Annotated in this window: 14 protein-coding genes; 9 read left to right on the top strand and 5 right to left on the bottom strand. The window is 59.6% G+C overall.

Going from position 1 to position 16,155, the window contains the following annotated elements; all coding sequences use genetic code 11:
- Nucleotides 1-15: 15 nt before the first annotated feature.
- Both lolA and ftsK read right to left on the bottom strand, forming a co-directional pair.
- On the bottom strand, nt 16-639 hold the full coding sequence (gene lolA / locus AC07VU_RS11215; RefSeq protein ID WP_007929220.1) for an outer membrane lipoprotein periplasmic chaperone LolA: 624 nt from the start codon (nt 637-639) through the stop codon (nt 16-18).
- Between the two features lie 65 nt (nt 640-704).
- On the bottom strand, nt 705-3,113 hold the full coding sequence (gene ftsK, locus AC07VU_RS11210; protein ID WP_009044578.1) for a DNA translocase FtsK: 2,409 nt from the start codon (nt 3,111-3,113) through the stop codon (nt 705-707).
- Between the two features lie 317 nt (nt 3,114-3,430).
- Here ftsK and trxB point away from each other — a divergent pair, with 317 nt between their 5' ends.
- The 4 genes from trxB to infA all read left to right on the top strand — a co-directional run bounded on the left by trxB (nt 3,431) and on the right by infA (nt 6,217).
- Nucleotides 3,431-4,381 carry a thioredoxin-disulfide reductase gene (gene trxB, locus AC07VU_RS11205; protein ID WP_495029861.1) on the top strand — a complete coding sequence of 317 codons (951 nt, stop codon included), beginning with the start codon at nt 3,431-3,433 and terminating at the stop codon, nt 4,379-4,381.
- A 71-nt stretch (nt 4,382-4,452) separates the two neighbouring features.
- Nucleotides 4,453-5,133, top strand: a complete 681-nt coding sequence (aat, locus tag AC07VU_RS11200; RefSeq protein ID WP_495029860.1) for a leucyl/phenylalanyl-tRNA--protein transferase — start codon at nt 4,453-4,455, stop codon at nt 5,131-5,133.
- A gap of 57 nt (nt 5,134-5,190) precedes the next feature.
- Nucleotides 5,191-5,898 (top strand): arginyltransferase, encoded by a 708-nt coding sequence (locus tag AC07VU_RS11195; RefSeq protein ID WP_007929216.1) that lies wholly within the window; start codon nt 5,191-5,193, stop codon nt 5,896-5,898.
- A 100-nt stretch (nt 5,899-5,998) separates the two neighbouring features.
- Nucleotides 5,999-6,217: a translation initiation factor IF-1 gene (gene infA / locus AC07VU_RS11190; RefSeq protein ID WP_002553999.1), complete on the top strand. Its 219-nt coding sequence runs from the start codon at nt 5,999-6,001 to the stop codon at nt 6,215-6,217.
- A 121-nt stretch (nt 6,218-6,338) separates the two neighbouring features.
- Here infA and clpA read toward each other — a convergent pair whose 3' ends face one another.
- Both clpA and clpS read right to left on the bottom strand, forming a co-directional pair.
- On the bottom strand, nt 6,339-8,609 hold the full coding sequence (gene clpA, locus AC07VU_RS11185; protein WP_007929214.1) for an ATP-dependent Clp protease ATP-binding subunit ClpA: 2,271 nt from the start codon (nt 8,607-8,609) through the stop codon (nt 6,339-6,341).
- 29 nt (nt 8,610-8,638) lie between these two features.
- Nucleotides 8,639-9,001 carry an ATP-dependent Clp protease adapter ClpS gene (clpS, locus tag AC07VU_RS11180; protein ID WP_009044582.1) on the bottom strand — a complete coding sequence of 121 codons (363 nt, stop codon included), beginning with the start codon at nt 8,999-9,001 and terminating at the stop codon, nt 8,639-8,641.
- 226 nt (nt 9,002-9,227) lie between these two features.
- On the opposite strand from clpS, the gene cspD reads away from it, so the two are divergent.
- Nucleotides 9,228-9,485: a cold shock domain-containing protein CspD gene (gene cspD, locus AC07VU_RS11175; protein ID WP_274303987.1), complete on the top strand. Its 258-nt coding sequence runs from the start codon at nt 9,228-9,230 to the stop codon at nt 9,483-9,485.
- A gap of 90 nt (nt 9,486-9,575) precedes the next feature.
- On the opposite strand, the gene icd is transcribed toward cspD, so the two are convergent.
- Nucleotides 9,576-10,832 carry an NADP-dependent isocitrate dehydrogenase gene (icd, locus tag AC07VU_RS11170; protein ID WP_007929208.1) on the bottom strand — a complete coding sequence of 419 codons (1,257 nt, stop codon included), beginning with the start codon at nt 10,830-10,832 and terminating at the stop codon, nt 9,576-9,578.
- Between the two features lie 505 nt (nt 10,833-11,337).
- On the opposite strand from icd, the gene AC07VU_RS11165 reads away from it, so the two are divergent.
- From AC07VU_RS11165 to hflD, 4 genes are all read left to right on the top strand, one after another.
- Nucleotides 11,338-13,563, top strand: a complete 2,226-nt coding sequence (locus tag AC07VU_RS11165) for an NADP-dependent isocitrate dehydrogenase (protein WP_457274345.1) — start codon at nt 11,338-11,340, stop codon at nt 13,561-13,563.
- A gap of 208 nt (nt 13,564-13,771) precedes the next feature.
- Entirely contained in the window at nt 13,772-14,218 is a 447-nt protein-coding gene (locus AC07VU_RS11160; protein WP_150052189.1) for an NUDIX hydrolase, read from the top strand.
- A 71-nt stretch (nt 14,219-14,289) separates the two neighbouring features.
- Nucleotides 14,290-15,414: a tRNA 2-thiouridine(34) synthase MnmA gene (gene mnmA, locus AC07VU_RS11155; RefSeq protein WP_495029859.1), complete on the top strand. Its 1,125-nt coding sequence runs from the start codon at nt 14,290-14,292 to the stop codon at nt 15,412-15,414.
- A complete protein-coding gene (gene hflD / locus AC07VU_RS11150; RefSeq protein WP_007929193.1) occupies nt 15,411-16,034 on the top strand; it encodes a high frequency lysogenization protein HflD in 624 nt (207 codons plus the stop codon). The genes mnmA and hflD overlap by 4 nt, the downstream gene beginning before the upstream one ends.
- The last annotated feature ends 121 nt before the right edge of the window (nt 16,035-16,155 follow it).

The following is a 16,155-nucleotide window of genomic DNA, read 5'->3' as shown; positions in this document are numbered from 1 at the left end:
CCTCTTGGCGGCGACTTATTCTTGGATCACGTCGGCACCCTTGGGGATGTCGAACTTGAACTTGGAAGCGGCGATCGGCTCGTTGGCCTTGACCCCGGTGAACAGGATATTGGTGCGCTGGCCAACACTGTCGATCAGTTGCATGTCATTCACCAGGCCGTTGCGGAACGACAGGCGCAGGCTGTCGAACAGGGTGTCCTTGGTTTTCGGCTTGAGGATGAAGTCCACCACGCCACCGGCTTCCTTGGCGCTGATGTCGAAGCTTTCGCTGATTTTCGACACATCGCCCGACAACAACAAGGCTGGGGTCTGGGTCAGGCGCTGGTCCAGGGTCTTGATGGTGACCTGCTCCAGGTCCGGGTCCCACAGGGAAACCTTCTTGCCGTCGGAGACCATCAGTTGCTCCTGCGGCGCATCGGTGTGCCAGTAGAACAGGCCCGGGCGCTTCAGCGCCATGTCGCCAGCGGTTTCCTGCAGCTGGGTGCCGCTGCCGTCGAGGGTCAGTTGCGAGAAACGCGCAGTCAGGGTCTGGGACTTTTCGAGCAACTGGGTCAGGCGCGCCACGTCTTTCTGATCGGCATGGGCCGACAGCGTCGTTAAAGCCAGTACCGGTACCAGCAACATGCGGATAAGACGCATGGGAGTCCTCATTAGATTCGTGGAAAAAACCGGCGGCGCTGGGGCGCGCCGCCTGTGTCGGGTCATTAGTCGCGCATCGGACCCGGCGCTATCACTTCGCGCGAGCCGTTGGTGTTCATGGCGGTCACCACACCGGCCATTTCCATGGCTTCGATCATGCGGGCCGCGCGGTTGTAGCCGATCTTGAGCTTGCGCTGAACCGCGGAGATCGATGCCCGGCGGCTCTCGAGGACGAACTGCACCGCTTCGTCGTACAGCGCGTCGGTCTCGGCGTCGTCACCGTCACCACCGCCGCTGCCGCCGTCGAAGCCGCTACCGGCTTCTTCGACACCGTTGAGGATGTCGTCGTTGTACTCCGGCGCGCCACGCAGTTTCCAGGCCTCCACCACACGGTGCACCTCATCGTCGGAGACGAAGGCGCCATGGACGCGGATCGGCAGGCTGGTGCCCGGCGGCATATAGAGCATGTCACCGTGACCCAGCAGCTGTTCGGCGCCGCCCTGGTCGATGATGGTCCGCGAGTCGATCTTGCTCGATACCTGGAACGCCATGCGGGTCGGGATGTTGGCCTTGATCAGGCCGGTGATCACGTCCACCGACGGACGCTGGGTCGCCAGGATCAGGTGGATCCCCGCGGCACGGGCTTTCTGGGCGATCCGCGCGATCAGTTCTTCGACCTTCTTGCCGACGATCATCATCATGTCGGCGAACTCATCGACCACCACGACGATGGTCGGCAGCTTGGTCAGCAGCGGCGCTTCGTCGTGAATGCTTTCGCGGTTGTACAGTGGGTCGGTCAGCGGCGTACCGGCTTCGATCGCTTCTTTAACCTTGGCGTTGAAGCCTGACAGGTTACGCACGCCCATCTTCGCCATCAGTTTGTAGCGCCGCTCCATCTCGGCCACGCTCCAGCGCAGGGCGTTGGCGGCGTCCTTCATGTCGGTCACCACCGGGCACAGCAGGTGCGGGATGCCTTCGTAGATCGACAGCTCGAGCATTTTCGGGTCGATCATGATCAGCTTGGCGTCTTCCGGGCCGGACTTGAACAGGATCGACAGGATCATCGCGTTCACACCCACCGACTTACCGGAACCGGTGGTACCGGCCACCAGCAGGTGAGGCATCTTGGCCAGGTCGGTGATGATCGGCTTGCCGCCGATATCATGGCCCAGGGCCAGGGTGACCGGGGATTTGAAGTTGTCGTATTCCGGGGTCGACAGCACTTCGGAGAAGCGCACAATCTGCCGGTCTTCGTTGGGAATCTCGATACCCACGGTGGTCTTGCCGGGAATCACTTCCACTACCCGCACGCTGGTCACCGCCAGCGAACGCGCCAGGTCCTTGGCCAGGTTGGCGATACGGCTGACTTTCACACCGGCGGCCGGCTGGATTTCGTATCGGGTAATCACCGGGCCCGGATGGATGGAGTCCACCGACACTTCGACCCCGAACTCCTTGAGCTTGATTTCCAGCAGATGGCCGACAGCGGCCAGCGACTCGGGGGAGTAGTTGAGTTGTTTCTTTTCCGCCGGATCGAGAATAGAGATAGGCGGCAAGGTGCCTTCGACCGCGCTATCGATGAACAGCGGGACTTGTTTCTCTTTCTGCACGCGTTTGCTGGGCTCGGGCGCTTTGACCGGAGCCGGGGCAATCACCGGCGGGACCTGTTTCTCACGGTCGGACATGTGCTTGCTCAGGGCCTGCTCGCGCTCGATCAGGCGCTCCTTGACCTTGGCCTGCTCACGCTTGTCGGTCACGGTCGGAGCAACCACTTCGTCGACCCGGGCATCCACTTCCCGCAATTGGGCGACCAGTTGCTTGCGCTCGGTACGGGCCGCCCACCAGCGGTTGGCGGCGCCCTGGAACAGTTCGAACAGGTCGAGGGTGATCTTGCCGGTCACATCCATGACCTTGAACCAGGAAAGATCGGTAAAAACGGTCAGGCCGAACAGGAACAGCGCGATAAACATCAGGGTACTGCCCTGGATATTCAGCGCGTTCTTGGCCAGGTCGCCCAGGCTTTCACCCAGCGCCCCGCCTGCGCCAGCCGGCAGGCCAGTCGCCGCGTGGAAATGGATATGCGCCAACGCGGCACCGGACAGCACCAGGAACACCAGGCCGATCAGGCGCCAGGAAAACAGCCAGCCGCTCCACTGCCACGGCTCATGGCGCTGACGGAAGATCTGATAAGTCTTGATCGCCAATAACAACGGGAAGATATAGGCGAAGTAACCCAACACCATAAACAGGATATCGGCGCTGTAAGAGCCAGCAGGACCACCGAAGTTCTGTACATCTTCGATCTTGCTGTTATGACTCCAGCCCGGATCGTCCTTGCCATATGTCAGCAATGCCATCATCAGGAACAGGCACAAGGCCCCAATGGCGATCAACGCACCTTCCTTGAGCCGGTAGTGCAATTGCTGGCGCCAGAGTGGGACTACTGTTTTAGGTGCTGCGGTGGATTTCTTCAAAACGCGTCTTTTCCTGCGCCATGGGCGCGTCCAACTGTTGATCGACTAAAAAATACTGCCCAATCCAGGCAGGTAAAAAAGTTGACGAGCGTAACTGGGGCTACTTTTAACATTCTGCCCACGCATTGCGAAACTGTAAGAGCTGCCGCGTGCAATGCCGATGTATTCCATATAGGGATACAAACCCGCATTGTACGGGTTTGTAAGCGCCGTGCCACGCTGCTCAATACTGGGTGTAGCATAATCAGGAACACTTTACGCAGTATTCAATTTGAGCATGCATTCTCTTTTGTGACAAAGGCTTATGAGGTGTTTTTATGACCGAAGCGAAGCATTCACGCCTGATCATTCTGGGCTCCGGCCCTGCCGGTTACAGCGCTGCCGTTTATGCCGCCCGCGCCAACCTCAAACCGACCGTCATCACCGGCCTGCAAGCAGGCGGTCAACTGACCACCACCGTCGAGGTCGACAATTGGCCTGGCGATGTCGAAGGCCTGACCGGCCCGGTGCTGATGGAGCGCATGCAAAAACACGCTGAACGCTTCGACACTGAGATCGTCTACGACCACATCCATACCGCGGAGTTGCAGCAGCAACCCTTTATCCTCAAGGGCGACAGCGGCACCTACAGCTGCGACGCACTGATCATCGCCACGGGTGCATCGGCTCAGTACCTGGGCCTGCCCTCCGAAGAAGCCTTCGCCGGCAAGGGTGTATCCGCCTGCGCTACCTGTGACGGCTTTTTCTATCGCAATCAAGTAGTTGCCGTAATCGGTGGCGGCAACACCGCCGTGGAGGAAGCCCTGTACCTCTCCAACATCACCAAAGAGGTTCACCTGGTGCACCGGCGCGACAAGCTGCGCGCGGAGAAAATCCTCCAGGACAAGCTGTTCGACAAAGCCGCCAAGGGCAATATCCGTCTGCACTGGAACCAGAATCTCGATGAGGTGCTGGGCGATGCCAGCGGCGTCACCGGCGCCCGACTGCGCGACAGCCTGACCGGAGAGACCCAGGAACTGACGCTAGCCGGCGTATTCATCGCCATCGGTCACAAGCCCAATACGGATCTGTTCAAGGGCCAGCTGGAAATGCGCGATGGCTATCTGCTGGTCAAGGGTGGCAGCGAAGGCGACGCCACGGCTACCGGCATCCCGGGCGTGTTCGCCGCGGGCGATGTGGCCGACCATGTGTACCGCCAGGCCGTCACTTCCGCGGGCGCGGGCTGCATGGCGGCTCTGGATGCAGAGAAATTCCTCGACGACAACTGACCTCCCGACCTACGCTTGCGGCGGGCCTTGCAGGCCCGCCACCGCCCTCCCCTTCCGCAAGTCTGAATGCCATGCTGACCTGGTTACAACGCAACACCTTCGACTTTCCCCCGCTGGAAAAGGCCCTGCGCGACCCCAACGGCCTGTTGGCCGCCGGCGGCGACCTGTCGGCCGACCGGCTGATCCAGGCCTATTGCCACGGCTGCTTTCCCTGGTTTTCCGAAGGCCAGCCCATCCTCTGGTGGTCACCCGACCCACGCACCGTGTTATTTCCAGACGAACTGCATGTATCCCGCAGCCTGGGCAAGCTGCTGCGTCAGCAGCGCTACCAGGTCACCTTCGATCAGGATTTTGCCGCGGTCATCAGCGCCTGCGCGGCGCCACGCCCTTATGCCGACGGCACCTGGATCACTGAATCGATGCAGGATGCCTACCTTGAACTGCACAAGCGCGGTTATGCCCATTCGGTCGAAGTCTGGGATCAGGGTTTGCTGGTGGGCGGGCTGTATGGGCTAGCAATGGGCCAGCTGTTTTTTGGCGAATCGATGTTCAGTCGGGCCGACAATGCGTCGAAATTCGGCTTCGTCACGCTGGTCCAACATTTACGGGCATGGGGCTTCGCCCTGATCGACTGCCAGATGCCCACCGACCACTTGCACAGCCTGGGCGCCCGCGCCATCCCCCGCCAGGAGTTCGCCGGTTATCTGCAGCGCCATCTGGACCAGCCCAGCCGCGCCATATGGGTTTCCTAGGCGGGTTTTGCCGGCGTGGCTTACACTTAATTCAAAGCTAATCCCGAGGGTTGATTCATGACCGAGTTGGCGCGTTTGAAGTTTTATGCCACTCAGCCCCACTCTTGCAGCTACCTGCCCGAAGAACAGGCGACCACGCTGTTCCTCGATCCTAGCCAGCCCATGGATGTGCATGTCTACGCAGATCTGTCGGAAATGGGCTTTCGCCGCAGTGGCGACCACCTGTACCGGCCGCATTGCCAAAACTGCAATGCCTGTGTTCCGGCACGCATTCCTGCCGCGCAGTTTGTACCCAATCGTCAGCAAAAACGTATTCTCAAACGCAATGCCGACCTGAAAGTCCAGCCTGTCAAACCGGGGTTCAGCGAAGAGTATTTCGACCTTTATCAGCGTTATATCGAGCAACGCCACGCCGATGGCGACATGTACCCACCCAGCCGCGATCAGTTCTCGACCTTTCTGGTTCGCGATCTGCCCTTCTCCAGGTTCTACGAGTTCCGCCTCGATGGGCGCCTGCTCGCCGTGGCCGTCACCGATCTGCTACCCAATGGCCTTTCCGCGGTCTACACCTTCTACGAACCCGATGAAGAGCGCCGCAGCCTCGGCCGCTACGCCATTCTATGGCAGATCGGCGAAGCCTTGCGCCTGGGCCTGGACGCGGTCTACCTCGGATACTGGATCAAGAACTGCAAAAAGATGAACTACAAGACCCAATATCGGCCCATTGAGCTGCTGATTAACCAGAGATGGGTCATCCTGAACTAGAAGCCCTTGGCTTGAACCCCACTTTTCGGGCACAATGCACGCCGCTTTTGCCTGGCGCAGTTGCACCGGGCCATTCATTGGACACCGAGGGCTTTACTGCATGTCGAAAGAAGACAGCTTCGAAATGGAAGGCACTGTCGTCGACACCCTGCCCAACACCATGTTTCGTGTGGAGTTGGAAAATGGGCACGTCGTAACCGCGCATATCTCCGGCAAGATGCGCAAGAACTACATTCGTATTCTTACCGGTGACAAAGTGCGCGTCGAACTGACGCCCTATGACTTGAGCAAAGGGCGCATCACTTACCGCGCTCGCTAAGCAAGTCAATACAAGACGCCCGGCCCATGCCGGGCGTTTTTGTTTGCCTGCGATTTACTCTGCCTGCCTACAGAACAGATATAAAAAAGGCGCCTTGCGGCGCCTTTTTTATTGCGGCCGGTCAGGCCATTTCTGCGGTGGTCTCGAACTCGAAGGTCAGCTCGCCATCCTTGATGTCGATGTGCACCACACCGCCATGTTCGGCCAGCTCGCCAAAGAGTATCTCCTCCGCCAGCGGACGCTTGATCTTGTCCTGGATCAGGCGCGCCATAGGACGAGCGCCCATCGTCACATCGTAACCACCAGCCGCCAGCCAGCTGCGGGCCGCATCGGTGACTTCCAGCTGAACGCGCTTGTCCTCCAGCTGCGCCTGCAGTTCGGTAAGGAACTTGTCCACCACGCTCTTGATGACCTCATGACTGAGGCGACCAAACTGGATAATGGTGTCCAGACGGTTACGGAATTCCGGCGTGAAACTCTTCTTGATCACTTCCATGGCATCGGAAGAGTGATCCTGATGAGTGAACCCGATGGAAGCCCGCGCCGCGGTCTCGGCACCTGCGTTGGTGGTCATGATCACGATCACGTTGCGGAAATCCGCCTTGCGCCCGTTGTTATCGGTCAAGGTACCGTGGTCCATCACCTGCAGCAGCAGGTTGAAGACTTCCGGGTGGGCCTTTTCGATTTCATCGAGCAGCAATACGCAGTGAGGCTGCTTGGTAATCGCTTCAGTCAGCAAACCGCCCTGGTCGAAACCGACATAACCCGGAGGCGCACCGATCAGACGCGATACGGTGTGACGCTCCATGTACTCGGACATGTCGAAACGCACCAGTTCGATACCCAGCGCCTTGGCCAACTGCCGTGCAGCCTCGGTCTTACCGACACCGGTAGGCCCGGCGAACAGGAACGAACCGACGGGCTTGTCCGGTGACTTCAGGCCGGCACGGGACAGCTTGATCGCGGTCGACAGCGAGTCGATCGCCGCATCCTGGCCGAACACCGTCAGCTTCAGGTCGCGCTCGAGGTTACGCAGTAGCTCCTTGTCGGAACTGGTGACGTGTTTCGGCGGAATCCGCGCGATTTTCGCCACGATATCCTCGACCTGAGCGACCTCTATGCGTTTTACGCGCTTGTCGACAGGCTGCAGACGCTGATAGGCGCCCGCCTCGTCGATCACGTCGATCGCCTTGTCGGGCATATGCCGGTCATTGATATAACGCGACGCCAGTTCGGCGGCGGCGCGCAATGCCTCATCGCTGTACTCGATGCTGTGGTGCAGCTCGAAACGCCCCTTGAGGCCGCGCAGAATGCCGATGGTGTCCTCTACCGAAGGCTCGGACACATCGACCTTCTGGAAACGGCGAGCCAAGGCCCGGTCCTTCTCGAAAATTCCACGGAATTCCTGAAAGGTGGTCGAACCGATGCAACGGATATCACCCGAAGAAAGCAGTGGCTTGAGCAGGTTCGAGGCATCCATCACCCCACCGGATGCCGCCCCGGCACCAATGATGGTGTGAATCTCGTCGATGAACAGGATCGCCTGCGGACGTTTCTTCAACTCGCCCAGCAACGCTTTGAAGCGCTTCTCGAAATCGCCGCGGTATTTGGTACCTGCCAGCAACGCGCCGAGATCCAGGGAGTACACCACGCTACTGGCCAACAGATCAGGCACCTGACTGTCGACGATGCGCTTGGCCAGACCTTCGGCGATGGCCGTTTTACCGACCCCGGCCTCGCCCACCAGCAGCGGGTTGTTCTTGCGCCGACGCGCAAGAATCTGCGCCACACGCTCGACTTCCTGCTCACGACCGACCAACGGGTCGATACGCCCCTGGCGCGCCAGCTCATTGAGATTGCTGGCATAAGCATCCAGCGGATTACCTGAAGAGGAAGACTCACCGCCTTCATCGTCCTGCATATCCTGCTCACCTTCGGAATGATCGCCATGCCCCGGCACTTTGGAGATGCCATGGGCGATGTAGTTGACGACATCGATGCGGGCAACGCTCTGCTGTTTCAGCAGGAACACCGCCTGACTCTCTTGCTCACTGAAGATCGCAACCAGCACATTGGCGCCGGTCACTTCGCGCTTGCCCGAGCTCTGCACATGAAAGACAGCACGTTGCAGCACACGCTGGAAGCCCAGGGTTGGCTGGGTTTCGCGATCCTCGTCGTGCACAGGAATCAGCGGCGTGGTGGAGTCGATGAACTCCTGCAGGTCGTGCTTGAGTTTGTCGAGGTTTGCTCCGCAGGCACGCAAAACGGTGGCGGCGGCCTCATTATCCAAAAGAGCCAACAAGAGGTGCTCGACGGTCATGAACTCATGACGCTTCGAACGAGCCTCTTTGAAGGCGAGATTGAGGGTGACTTCGAGCTCGCGGTTTAACATAGCTTCACCTCATACCCAAGTGGTCGGCGTTAACCGTCCTTCTCGATTTCACAGAGTAGCGGATGCTGGCTTTCCCTGGCGTACTGGTTGACCTGCATGGCCTTGGTCTCGGCGATGTCGCGGGTAAACAATCCACATACTGCCCGTCCTTCTGTGTGAACGGCCAGCATTACCTTGGTCGCCAGCTCGCGATTCAGGTTAAAAAACACCTCGAGCACTTCGACGACGAAATCCATCGGTGTGTAGTCATCATTGAACAAAACCACCTTGTACATCGGCGGAGCCTGCAACGTCGGCTTAGCTTCCTGTACAGCCAAGCCAGCGGAATCGTCGTCTTGGAAATCCGGGCGATCCTGATTGAATGTTAGTCGAATCTGGCTGATTGCATGCATGGAAAGAAAGGTTCGTTAGTTGAGCAAATACAGTGGTGGGGGCGCTCCAGGGGGATTTCAACTCCGACCGCCGGGTCACCTTGACTATCGGCAAAACGGTGTTACAACCAATAGAGCCCACATTGGGTAATAAAGGTCCGTACCGTCAATCCTATATTTTCGGATTCCGGTACGGATGAACTGGATGATACTCCAGTGATGGAGTCTGTTGCAGAGGGATATGAGCATGGCAAGCGGCAAGGTCAAGTGGTTCAACAACGCCAAGGGTTATGGCTTCATTAATGAGGAGGGTAAAAGCGATGACCTTTTCGCCCACTACTCGGCCATCGAGATGGAAGGCTACAAAACCTTGAAAGCCGGCCAGGCCGTGAGCTTTGAGATCACTCAAGGACCCAAGGGCCTGCACGCCGTGAAAATCCAATCCATCAAGACCCAGAACACCTCCGCCGCAGCCCCCTCCTACCAGGAAACGGCCCTGAGCTGAAAATCTTCAGCATCCAGTCATAAAAAACAGTCATAAAAAAACGGCCGGTTCAATTGATTGAACCGGCCGTTTCATTTGGAGCGTGTCAATTTACATGTGAGAGATCAGCGCATCGCCGAACGCCGAAGACGACAACAGCGTGGCGCCTTCCATCAGGCGCTCGAAGTCGTAGGTCACGGTCTTGGCACCAATGGCGCCGTTGGTGCCCTTGATGATCAGGTCGGCCGCTTCGGTCCAGCCCATGTGACGCAGCATCATTTCCGCGGACAGGATCAGCGAACCCGGGTTCACCTGGTCCTTGCCCGCGTACTTCGGCGCCGTACCGTGGGTCGCCTCGAACATGGCCACGGTGTCGGACAGGTTGGCGCCCGGAGCGATGCCGATCCCGCCCACTTCAGCCGCCAGCGCGTCGGACAGGTAGTCACCGTTCAGGTTAAGGGTCGCAATCACGTCATATTCGGCCGGACGCAGCAGGATCTGCTGGAGCATCGCATCGGCGATGGCGTCCTTGACGATCACGTTCTTGCCGGTTTTCGGGTTCTTGAACTGCATCCACGGGCCGCCATCGAGCAGCGTCGCGCCGAACTCCTCCGCCGCCACTTCATAGGCCCACTCTTTGAAGGCACCTTCGGTGAACTTCATGATGTTGCCTTTATGCACGATAGTCAGCGAATCGCGATCGTTGTCGACCACATATTGCAGCGCTTTGCGCGCCAGGCGCTTGGTGCCCTGCAGGGAAACCGGCTTGACGCCGATACCGCAGTTTTCGTCGAAACGGATCTTGGTGACGCCCATTTCTTCTTTGAGGAACTTGATGACCTTGGTGGCTTCGGCGGAGCCGGCCTTCCATTCGATACCGGCGTAAATGTCTTCCGAGTTCTCACGGAAAATGGTCATGTCGACATCGCCAGGCTTCTTCACCGGGCTCGGCACGCCTTCGAACCAGCGCACCGGACGCAGGCACACATACAGGTCAAGCTGCTGACGCAGGGCCACGTTCAGGGAACGGATACCGCCACCTACCGGAGTGGTCAGCGGACCCTTGATGGAAACCACGTAATCCTTGACTGCGTCCAGGGTTTCCTGAGGGAGCCAGGTGTCCTGGTCGTACACTTGAGTTGCTTTCTCGCCGGCATAGACTTCCATCCAGGAGATTTTGCGCTCGCCGCCGTAGGCCTTCTTAACAGCAGCATCGACAACCTTGATCATGACCGGGCTGATATCAACGCCAATACCATCGCCTTCGATGAAAGGGATAATCGGGTTGTTAGGAACATTGAGAGAATGGTCTGCGTTGACGGTGATTTTGTCGCCGACTGCTGGAACCTGAATCTTCTTGTATCCCATGCTGAACTCCGTTGTGTGGATTGAACATCTGGCTGCGTTCGAGCGTACCCCAGTTGAATCTGGACGGGAACCTCATGTTCCGCTCATCTACCGTGAAGGCTGCGCAGTTCGTGGCCTACAAGCCTGAAAGCAAAGGGAAAAGCGCCAAACTTGAGCACTGTGGAGGACTCTACGCCGCCACCCCGCCTGCGACCTTTAGACCAATGGACGAGATCGGTTGCATATGAACCGTCGGCGTTTTGCCAGCTACCTATGTATAATGCCGCCGCTGACCACAGAGTCACGACGGCTGAGCGCTCTGCTACTGGAAAAAAGGAGCCGAGACTTTCCGCCCAAAGCCGGGTTGTTACCGCAGCCCACCCGCTTGACGCTCGACTGATGCACCCAACATCACCGCGAAGAAACCTCGACATTCGGTTCACGGATGACTTTGAACGAACGCGCTTACCCGGCGCCCCCTCGAGTTTCTGCGCACGCTTTAGCAAAGAAGAGAGTTAATCCGAATATGCCCACCCGCTCGAAGATCATCTATACCTTCACCGACGAAGCCCCCGCCCTCGCCACCTACTCGCTGCTCCCTATCGTCGAAGCCTTCACCGCTTCCGCTGATATTGCCGTGGAAACCCGCGACATCTCTCTCGCAGGGCGTATTCTTGCCAGCTTCCCGGAGCTGCTGGGCGACAAAGCCGTACCAGACCACCTGGCCGAGCTGGGCGACCTGGCCGTAACGCCTGAAGCCAACATCATCAAGCTGCCGAACATCAGTGCTTCGGCACCGCAGCTTCAGGCCGCGATCAAAGAACTGCAAGCCAAGGGCTACGCCCTGCCGGACTACCCGGAAACCGTGACCAGCGACGCCGACAAAGACACCAAGGCGCGCTACGACAAGGTCAAGGGCAGCGCCGTGAACCCGGTCCTGCGTGAAGGCAACTCCGACCGCCGCGCTCCGCTGTCGGTCAAGAACTACGCGCGCAAGCACCCGCACAAAATGGGCGCCTGGGCCAAAGACTCCAAGTCCCACGTTGCTCACATGAGCCAGGGCGATTTCTACGGCAGCGAAAAAGCCGCCCTGATCGACGCCCAGGACACTGTGAAGATCGAGCTGATCGCTCAAGACGGTAGCACTACCGTCCTGAAGGAAAAAACCGCCGTACAAGCCGGCGAGATCCTCGATTGCGCAGTCATGAGCAAGAAGGCCCTGCGGGCTTTCGTTGCCGCCGAGATCGAAGACGCCAAGAAGCAAGGCGTACTGCTGTCGGTGCACCTGAAAGCCACCATGATGAAGGTTTCCGACCCGATCATGTTCGGCCAGATCGTTGCCGAGTTCTATCAGGACGCCCTGAGCAAGCACGCTGATGTGCTGAGCCAGATCGGCTTCAACCTGAACAACGGCATCGGCGACCTGTACGCCCGCATCAAGGCCCTACCCGCGGAGCAGCAAGCGCAGATCGAAGCCGACATCCAGGCCGTCTACGCCGTGCGCCCTGCCCTGGCCATGGTCAACTCCGACAAAGGCATCACCAACCTGCACGTGCCGAGCGACGTGATCGTCGACGCCTCGATGCCAGCCATGATCCGTGACTCCGGCAAGATGTGGGGCACCGACGGCCAGCTGCACGATACCAAGGCACTGATCCCGGATCGCTGCTACGCCACCATCTACCAGGCCGTGATCGAAGACTGCAAGGCCAACGGCGCCTTCGACCCGACCACCATGGGCAGCGTGCCGAACGTTGGCCTGATGGCGAAGAAAGCCGAAGAGTACGGCTCCCACGACAAGACCTTCCAGATCAAGGCTGACGGCGTCGTTCGCGTCACCGACAGCAAGGGCAACCTGCTGCTGGAACAGACCGTCGAAGCCGGCGACATCTTCCGCATGTGCCAAACCAAGGACGCGCCGATCCAGGATTGGGTCAAACTGGCCGTCAACCGCGCTCGCGCCAGCAGCACGCCAGCGATTTTCTGGCTGGACCCGATGCGCGCCCACGACGGCGTGATGATCGAGAAGGTCCAGGCTTACCTGAAGGATCACGACACCGCCGGCCTGGACATCCGCGTGATGTCGCCAGTCGATGCCATGAAGTTCACCCTGGCCCGCACCCGCGAAGGCAAGGACACCATCTCCGTCACCGGCAACGTGCTGCGAGACTACCTGACCGACCTGTTCCCGATCATGGAACTGGGCACCAGCGCCAAGATGCTGTCGATCGTGCCGCTGATGAACGGTGGCGGCCTGTTCGAAACCGGTGCCGGCGGTTCGGCTCCGAAGCACGTACAACAGCTGCTGGAAGAAAACTTCCTGCGCTGGGATTCCCTGGGTGAGTTCCTGGCCTTGGCCGCTTCCCTGGAGCACCTGGGCAACACTTACAACAACCCGAAAGCGCTGGTACTGGCCAAGACCCTCGACCAGGCAACCGGTCAGTTCCTGGACAACAACAAGTCGCCATCGCGTAAAGTCGGCAACATCGACAACCGCGGCAGCCACTTCTACCTGGCGCTGTACTGGGCCCAGGCCCTGGCCGCCCAGACTGAAGATACCGCCCTGCAAGCGCAGTTCAGCGCCCTGGCCAAGACCCTGACCGAGAACGAAGCGACCATCGTCGCCGAACTCAACGGTGTTCAAGGCAAGCCAGTGGACATCGGCGGCTACTACAGCGCCAACCCTGAGCTGGTGAGCAAGGCCATGCGCCCAAGCGCCACCCTCAACGCGGCTATCGCTGCGCTGGTTTAAGCAACACCGCTGTCATGCAAACCCCGGCCAGGTGCCGGGGTTTGTGCTTTTTTGGACAACACCTTCCCTGTAGGAGCGAAGCTTGCTCGCGATGAAAGCAGCGCGTTTCGCCTGACTCACCGCAGCGCCCCTATCGCGAGCAAGCTTCGCTCCTACAGGACTGGCGTTCGCCTTATGATGTCCACCCACTCAAGACGGAGCTTTATATATGGAATGGCAACCCCACATCACCGTCGCCACCATCATTGAGGATCAGGGGCGCTTCCTGTTCGTCGAGGAGTTCCAGGGCGAGCAGGCGGTGTTCAACCAACCCGCCGGGCACCTGGACCCGGACGAAAGCCTGCTCCAGGCGGCCATTCGTGAAACCCTGGAAGAAACCGGCTGGGACATCGAGCTGACCGGCGTGGTCGGCATCTACCTGTACACCGCCCCCAGCAATGGCGTGACCTACCAACGCGTCTGCTTTGCCGGCAAACCGCTCAGGCACCACCCTGACTATCAATTGGACGACGGCATCATCGGCCCGCGCTGGCTGAGCCGCGACGAACTGCTGGCCTTGCGCCCGCAATGGCGCAGCGAGCTGATCATCCGCTGCGTCGACGACTATCTGGCCGGGCAACTGCACAGCCTCGAGCTGATCCGTCCGTCGCTTTAACCGCAGTTTTAGCCTTGCAGGCCTCAGCCTGTTAGAATCGCGTCCTTTTTCAAGACACCCGTTGAATTCCTATGCGTGATCCAGCCCCTTCTGACACCCAAAAGAAGCGCGTCATCGTCGGCATGTCCGGCGGCGTGGACTCTTCCGTTTCCGCCCTCCTGCTGATGGAGCAGGGTTACCAGGTGGAAGGCCTGTTCATGAAGAACTGGGAGGAAGACGACGGAACCGAGTACTGCACCGCCATGGACGACCTCGCGGACGCCCAGGCCGTGTGCGACAAGATCGGCATCAAGCTGCACACCGCCAACTTCGCCGCCGAGTACTGGGACAATGTGTTCGAGCACTTCCTGGCCGAATACAAGGCCGGCCGCACGCCAAACCCGGACATCCTGTGCAACCGTGAAATCAAGTTCAAGGCGTTCCTCGACTACGCCATGATGCTCGGCGCCGACCTGATCGCCACCGGCCACTATGTGCGTCGCCGCGACATCGACGGGCGCACCGAACTGCTCAAGGGCCTGGATCCGAACAAGGATCAGAGTTACTTCCTGCACGCCGTCGGCGGCGAACAGATCGCCAAGACCCTGTTCCCGGTCGGCGAGCTGGAAAAGCCTGAAGTCCGTGCGATCGCCGAGAAACACGACCTGGCCACCGCCAAGAAGAAGGACTCCACCGGTATCTGCTTTATCGGTGAACGACGCTTCAGCGACTTCCTCAAGCAATACCTGCCGGCCCAGCCCGGCGAGATCAAGACCACCGAAGGTGAAGTGATCGGCCGCCACCACGGCCTGATGTACCACACCATCGGCCAGCGCCAGGGCCTGGGCATCGGTGGCCTCAAGGACGCCGGCGATGAGCCGTGGTACGTGCTGATCAAGGACCTGGAACACAACGAGTTGATCGTTGGCCAGGGCAACGATCACCCATGGCTGTTCTCCCGCGCCCTGCTCGCCTCCGACATCTATTGGGTCAACCCGATCGACCTGAGCCAGCCGCGCCGCCTCACCGCGAAAGTGCGCTATCGCCAGAGCGACCAGCCTTGCACCCTGAAAAAGACCGCCAGCGGCTACCGCGCCACCTTCGATGACCCGCAACGCGCGGTCACCCCCGGCCAATCCGTAGTCTTCTATGACGGCGAAATCTGTCTGGGCGGCGGCGTGATCGAAGTCGCAGAGCCCTGGAGCAGCAAGGCATGAGCCCGACCCAGGAGCAACTGACGGCATTGGGCGGCGTGTTTCTCGCCGCCGTGCTGGTGGACAAGATCGCCAAGACCGGCCAGGTCACCGAAGCAGCCTTGAGCTGCATGCTTGGCAGCCTGCTGATCCGCGACCCGAAAGACACCCTGGAAGTCTACGGTGGCGACGACATCAACCTGCGTGAAGGTTATCGCGCCCTGATCGGCGCCCTGGAACGTGACCCCAGCACCCTGCAGCGCGAACCATTGCGCTACGCCCTGTCGATGCTCGGCCTGGAGCGCCAGCTGGCCAAGCGCGACGACCTGCTGGAAATCATCGGCAAGCGCCTGCCGCAGATTCAGTCCCAGGTCGAACATTTCGGCCCGGCCCACGAAAACGTGGTTGCCGCTTGCGGTTCGCTGTATCAGGACACCCTGAGCACCTTGCGCCAGCGGATCCAGGTGCATGGCGACATGCGCAACCTGCAGCAACCGAGCAATGCCTCGAAGATCCGCGCCCTGCTGCTGGCCGGCATCCGTTCGGCGCGGCTGTGGCGCCAGCTGGGCGGCCACCGCTGGCAGCTGGTGATCAGCCGCCGCAAACTGCTCAAAGAGCTTTATCCGCTGATGCGCAGCAGCTGAACTGCGCCCGCAAGACCTTTTGTAGTCAGTAACGCGTAAGACGCTGGTCAGTTGGCAACGGACCGGCGGATATTTTCATGTATGATACGCGCCCCATTTCGTTGCCCGACTGTCCGAGAAC

The sequence above is a fragment of the Pseudomonas sp. GW821-FHT02B10 genome (assembly GCF_059421865.1).
Note: the sequence above shows the minus strand (reverse complement) of the source record. Positions and strands in the feature narration are given on the sequence as shown.

What these genes read in the sequence shown, in the direction of transcription:
- lolA (WP_007929220.1), bottom strand. Translation starts at nt 639, where the DNA reads ATGCGTCTTATCCGCATGTTGCTGGTACCGGTACTGGCTTTAACGACG.
- trxB (WP_495029861.1), top strand. Translation starts at nt 3,431, where the DNA reads ATGACCGAAGCGAAGCATTCACGCCTGATCATTCTGGGCTCCGGCCCT.
- aat (WP_495029860.1), top strand. Translation starts at nt 4,453, where the DNA reads ATGCTGACCTGGTTACAACGCAACACCTTCGACTTTCCCCCGCTGGAA.
- AC07VU_RS11195 (WP_007929216.1), top strand. Translation starts at nt 5,191, where the DNA reads ATGACCGAGTTGGCGCGTTTGAAGTTTTATGCCACTCAGCCCCACTCT.
- infA (WP_002553999.1), top strand. Translation starts at nt 5,999, where the DNA reads ATGTCGAAAGAAGACAGCTTCGAAATGGAAGGCACTGTCGTCGACACC.
- clpA (WP_007929214.1), bottom strand. Translation starts at nt 8,609, where the DNA reads ATGTTAAACCGCGAGCTCGAAGTCACCCTCAATCTCGCCTTCAAAGAG.
- clpS (WP_009044582.1), bottom strand. Translation starts at nt 9,001, where the DNA reads ATGCATGCAATCAGCCAGATTCGACTAACATTCAATCAGGATCGCCCG.
- cspD (WP_274303987.1), top strand. Translation starts at nt 9,228, where the DNA reads ATGGCAAGCGGCAAGGTCAAGTGGTTCAACAACGCCAAGGGTTATGGC.
- icd (WP_007929208.1), bottom strand. Translation starts at nt 10,832, where the DNA reads ATGGGATACAAGAAGATTCAGGTTCCAGCAGTCGGCGACAAAATCACC.
- AC07VU_RS11165 (WP_457274345.1), top strand. Translation starts at nt 11,338, where the DNA reads ATGCCCACCCGCTCGAAGATCATCTATACCTTCACCGACGAAGCCCCC.
- AC07VU_RS11160 (WP_150052189.1), top strand. Translation starts at nt 13,772, where the DNA reads ATGGAATGGCAACCCCACATCACCGTCGCCACCATCATTGAGGATCAG.
- mnmA (WP_495029859.1), top strand. Translation starts at nt 14,290, where the DNA reads ATGCGTGATCCAGCCCCTTCTGACACCCAAAAGAAGCGCGTCATCGTC.
- hflD (WP_007929193.1), top strand. Translation starts at nt 15,411, where the DNA reads ATGAGCCCGACCCAGGAGCAACTGACGGCATTGGGCGGCGTGTTTCTC.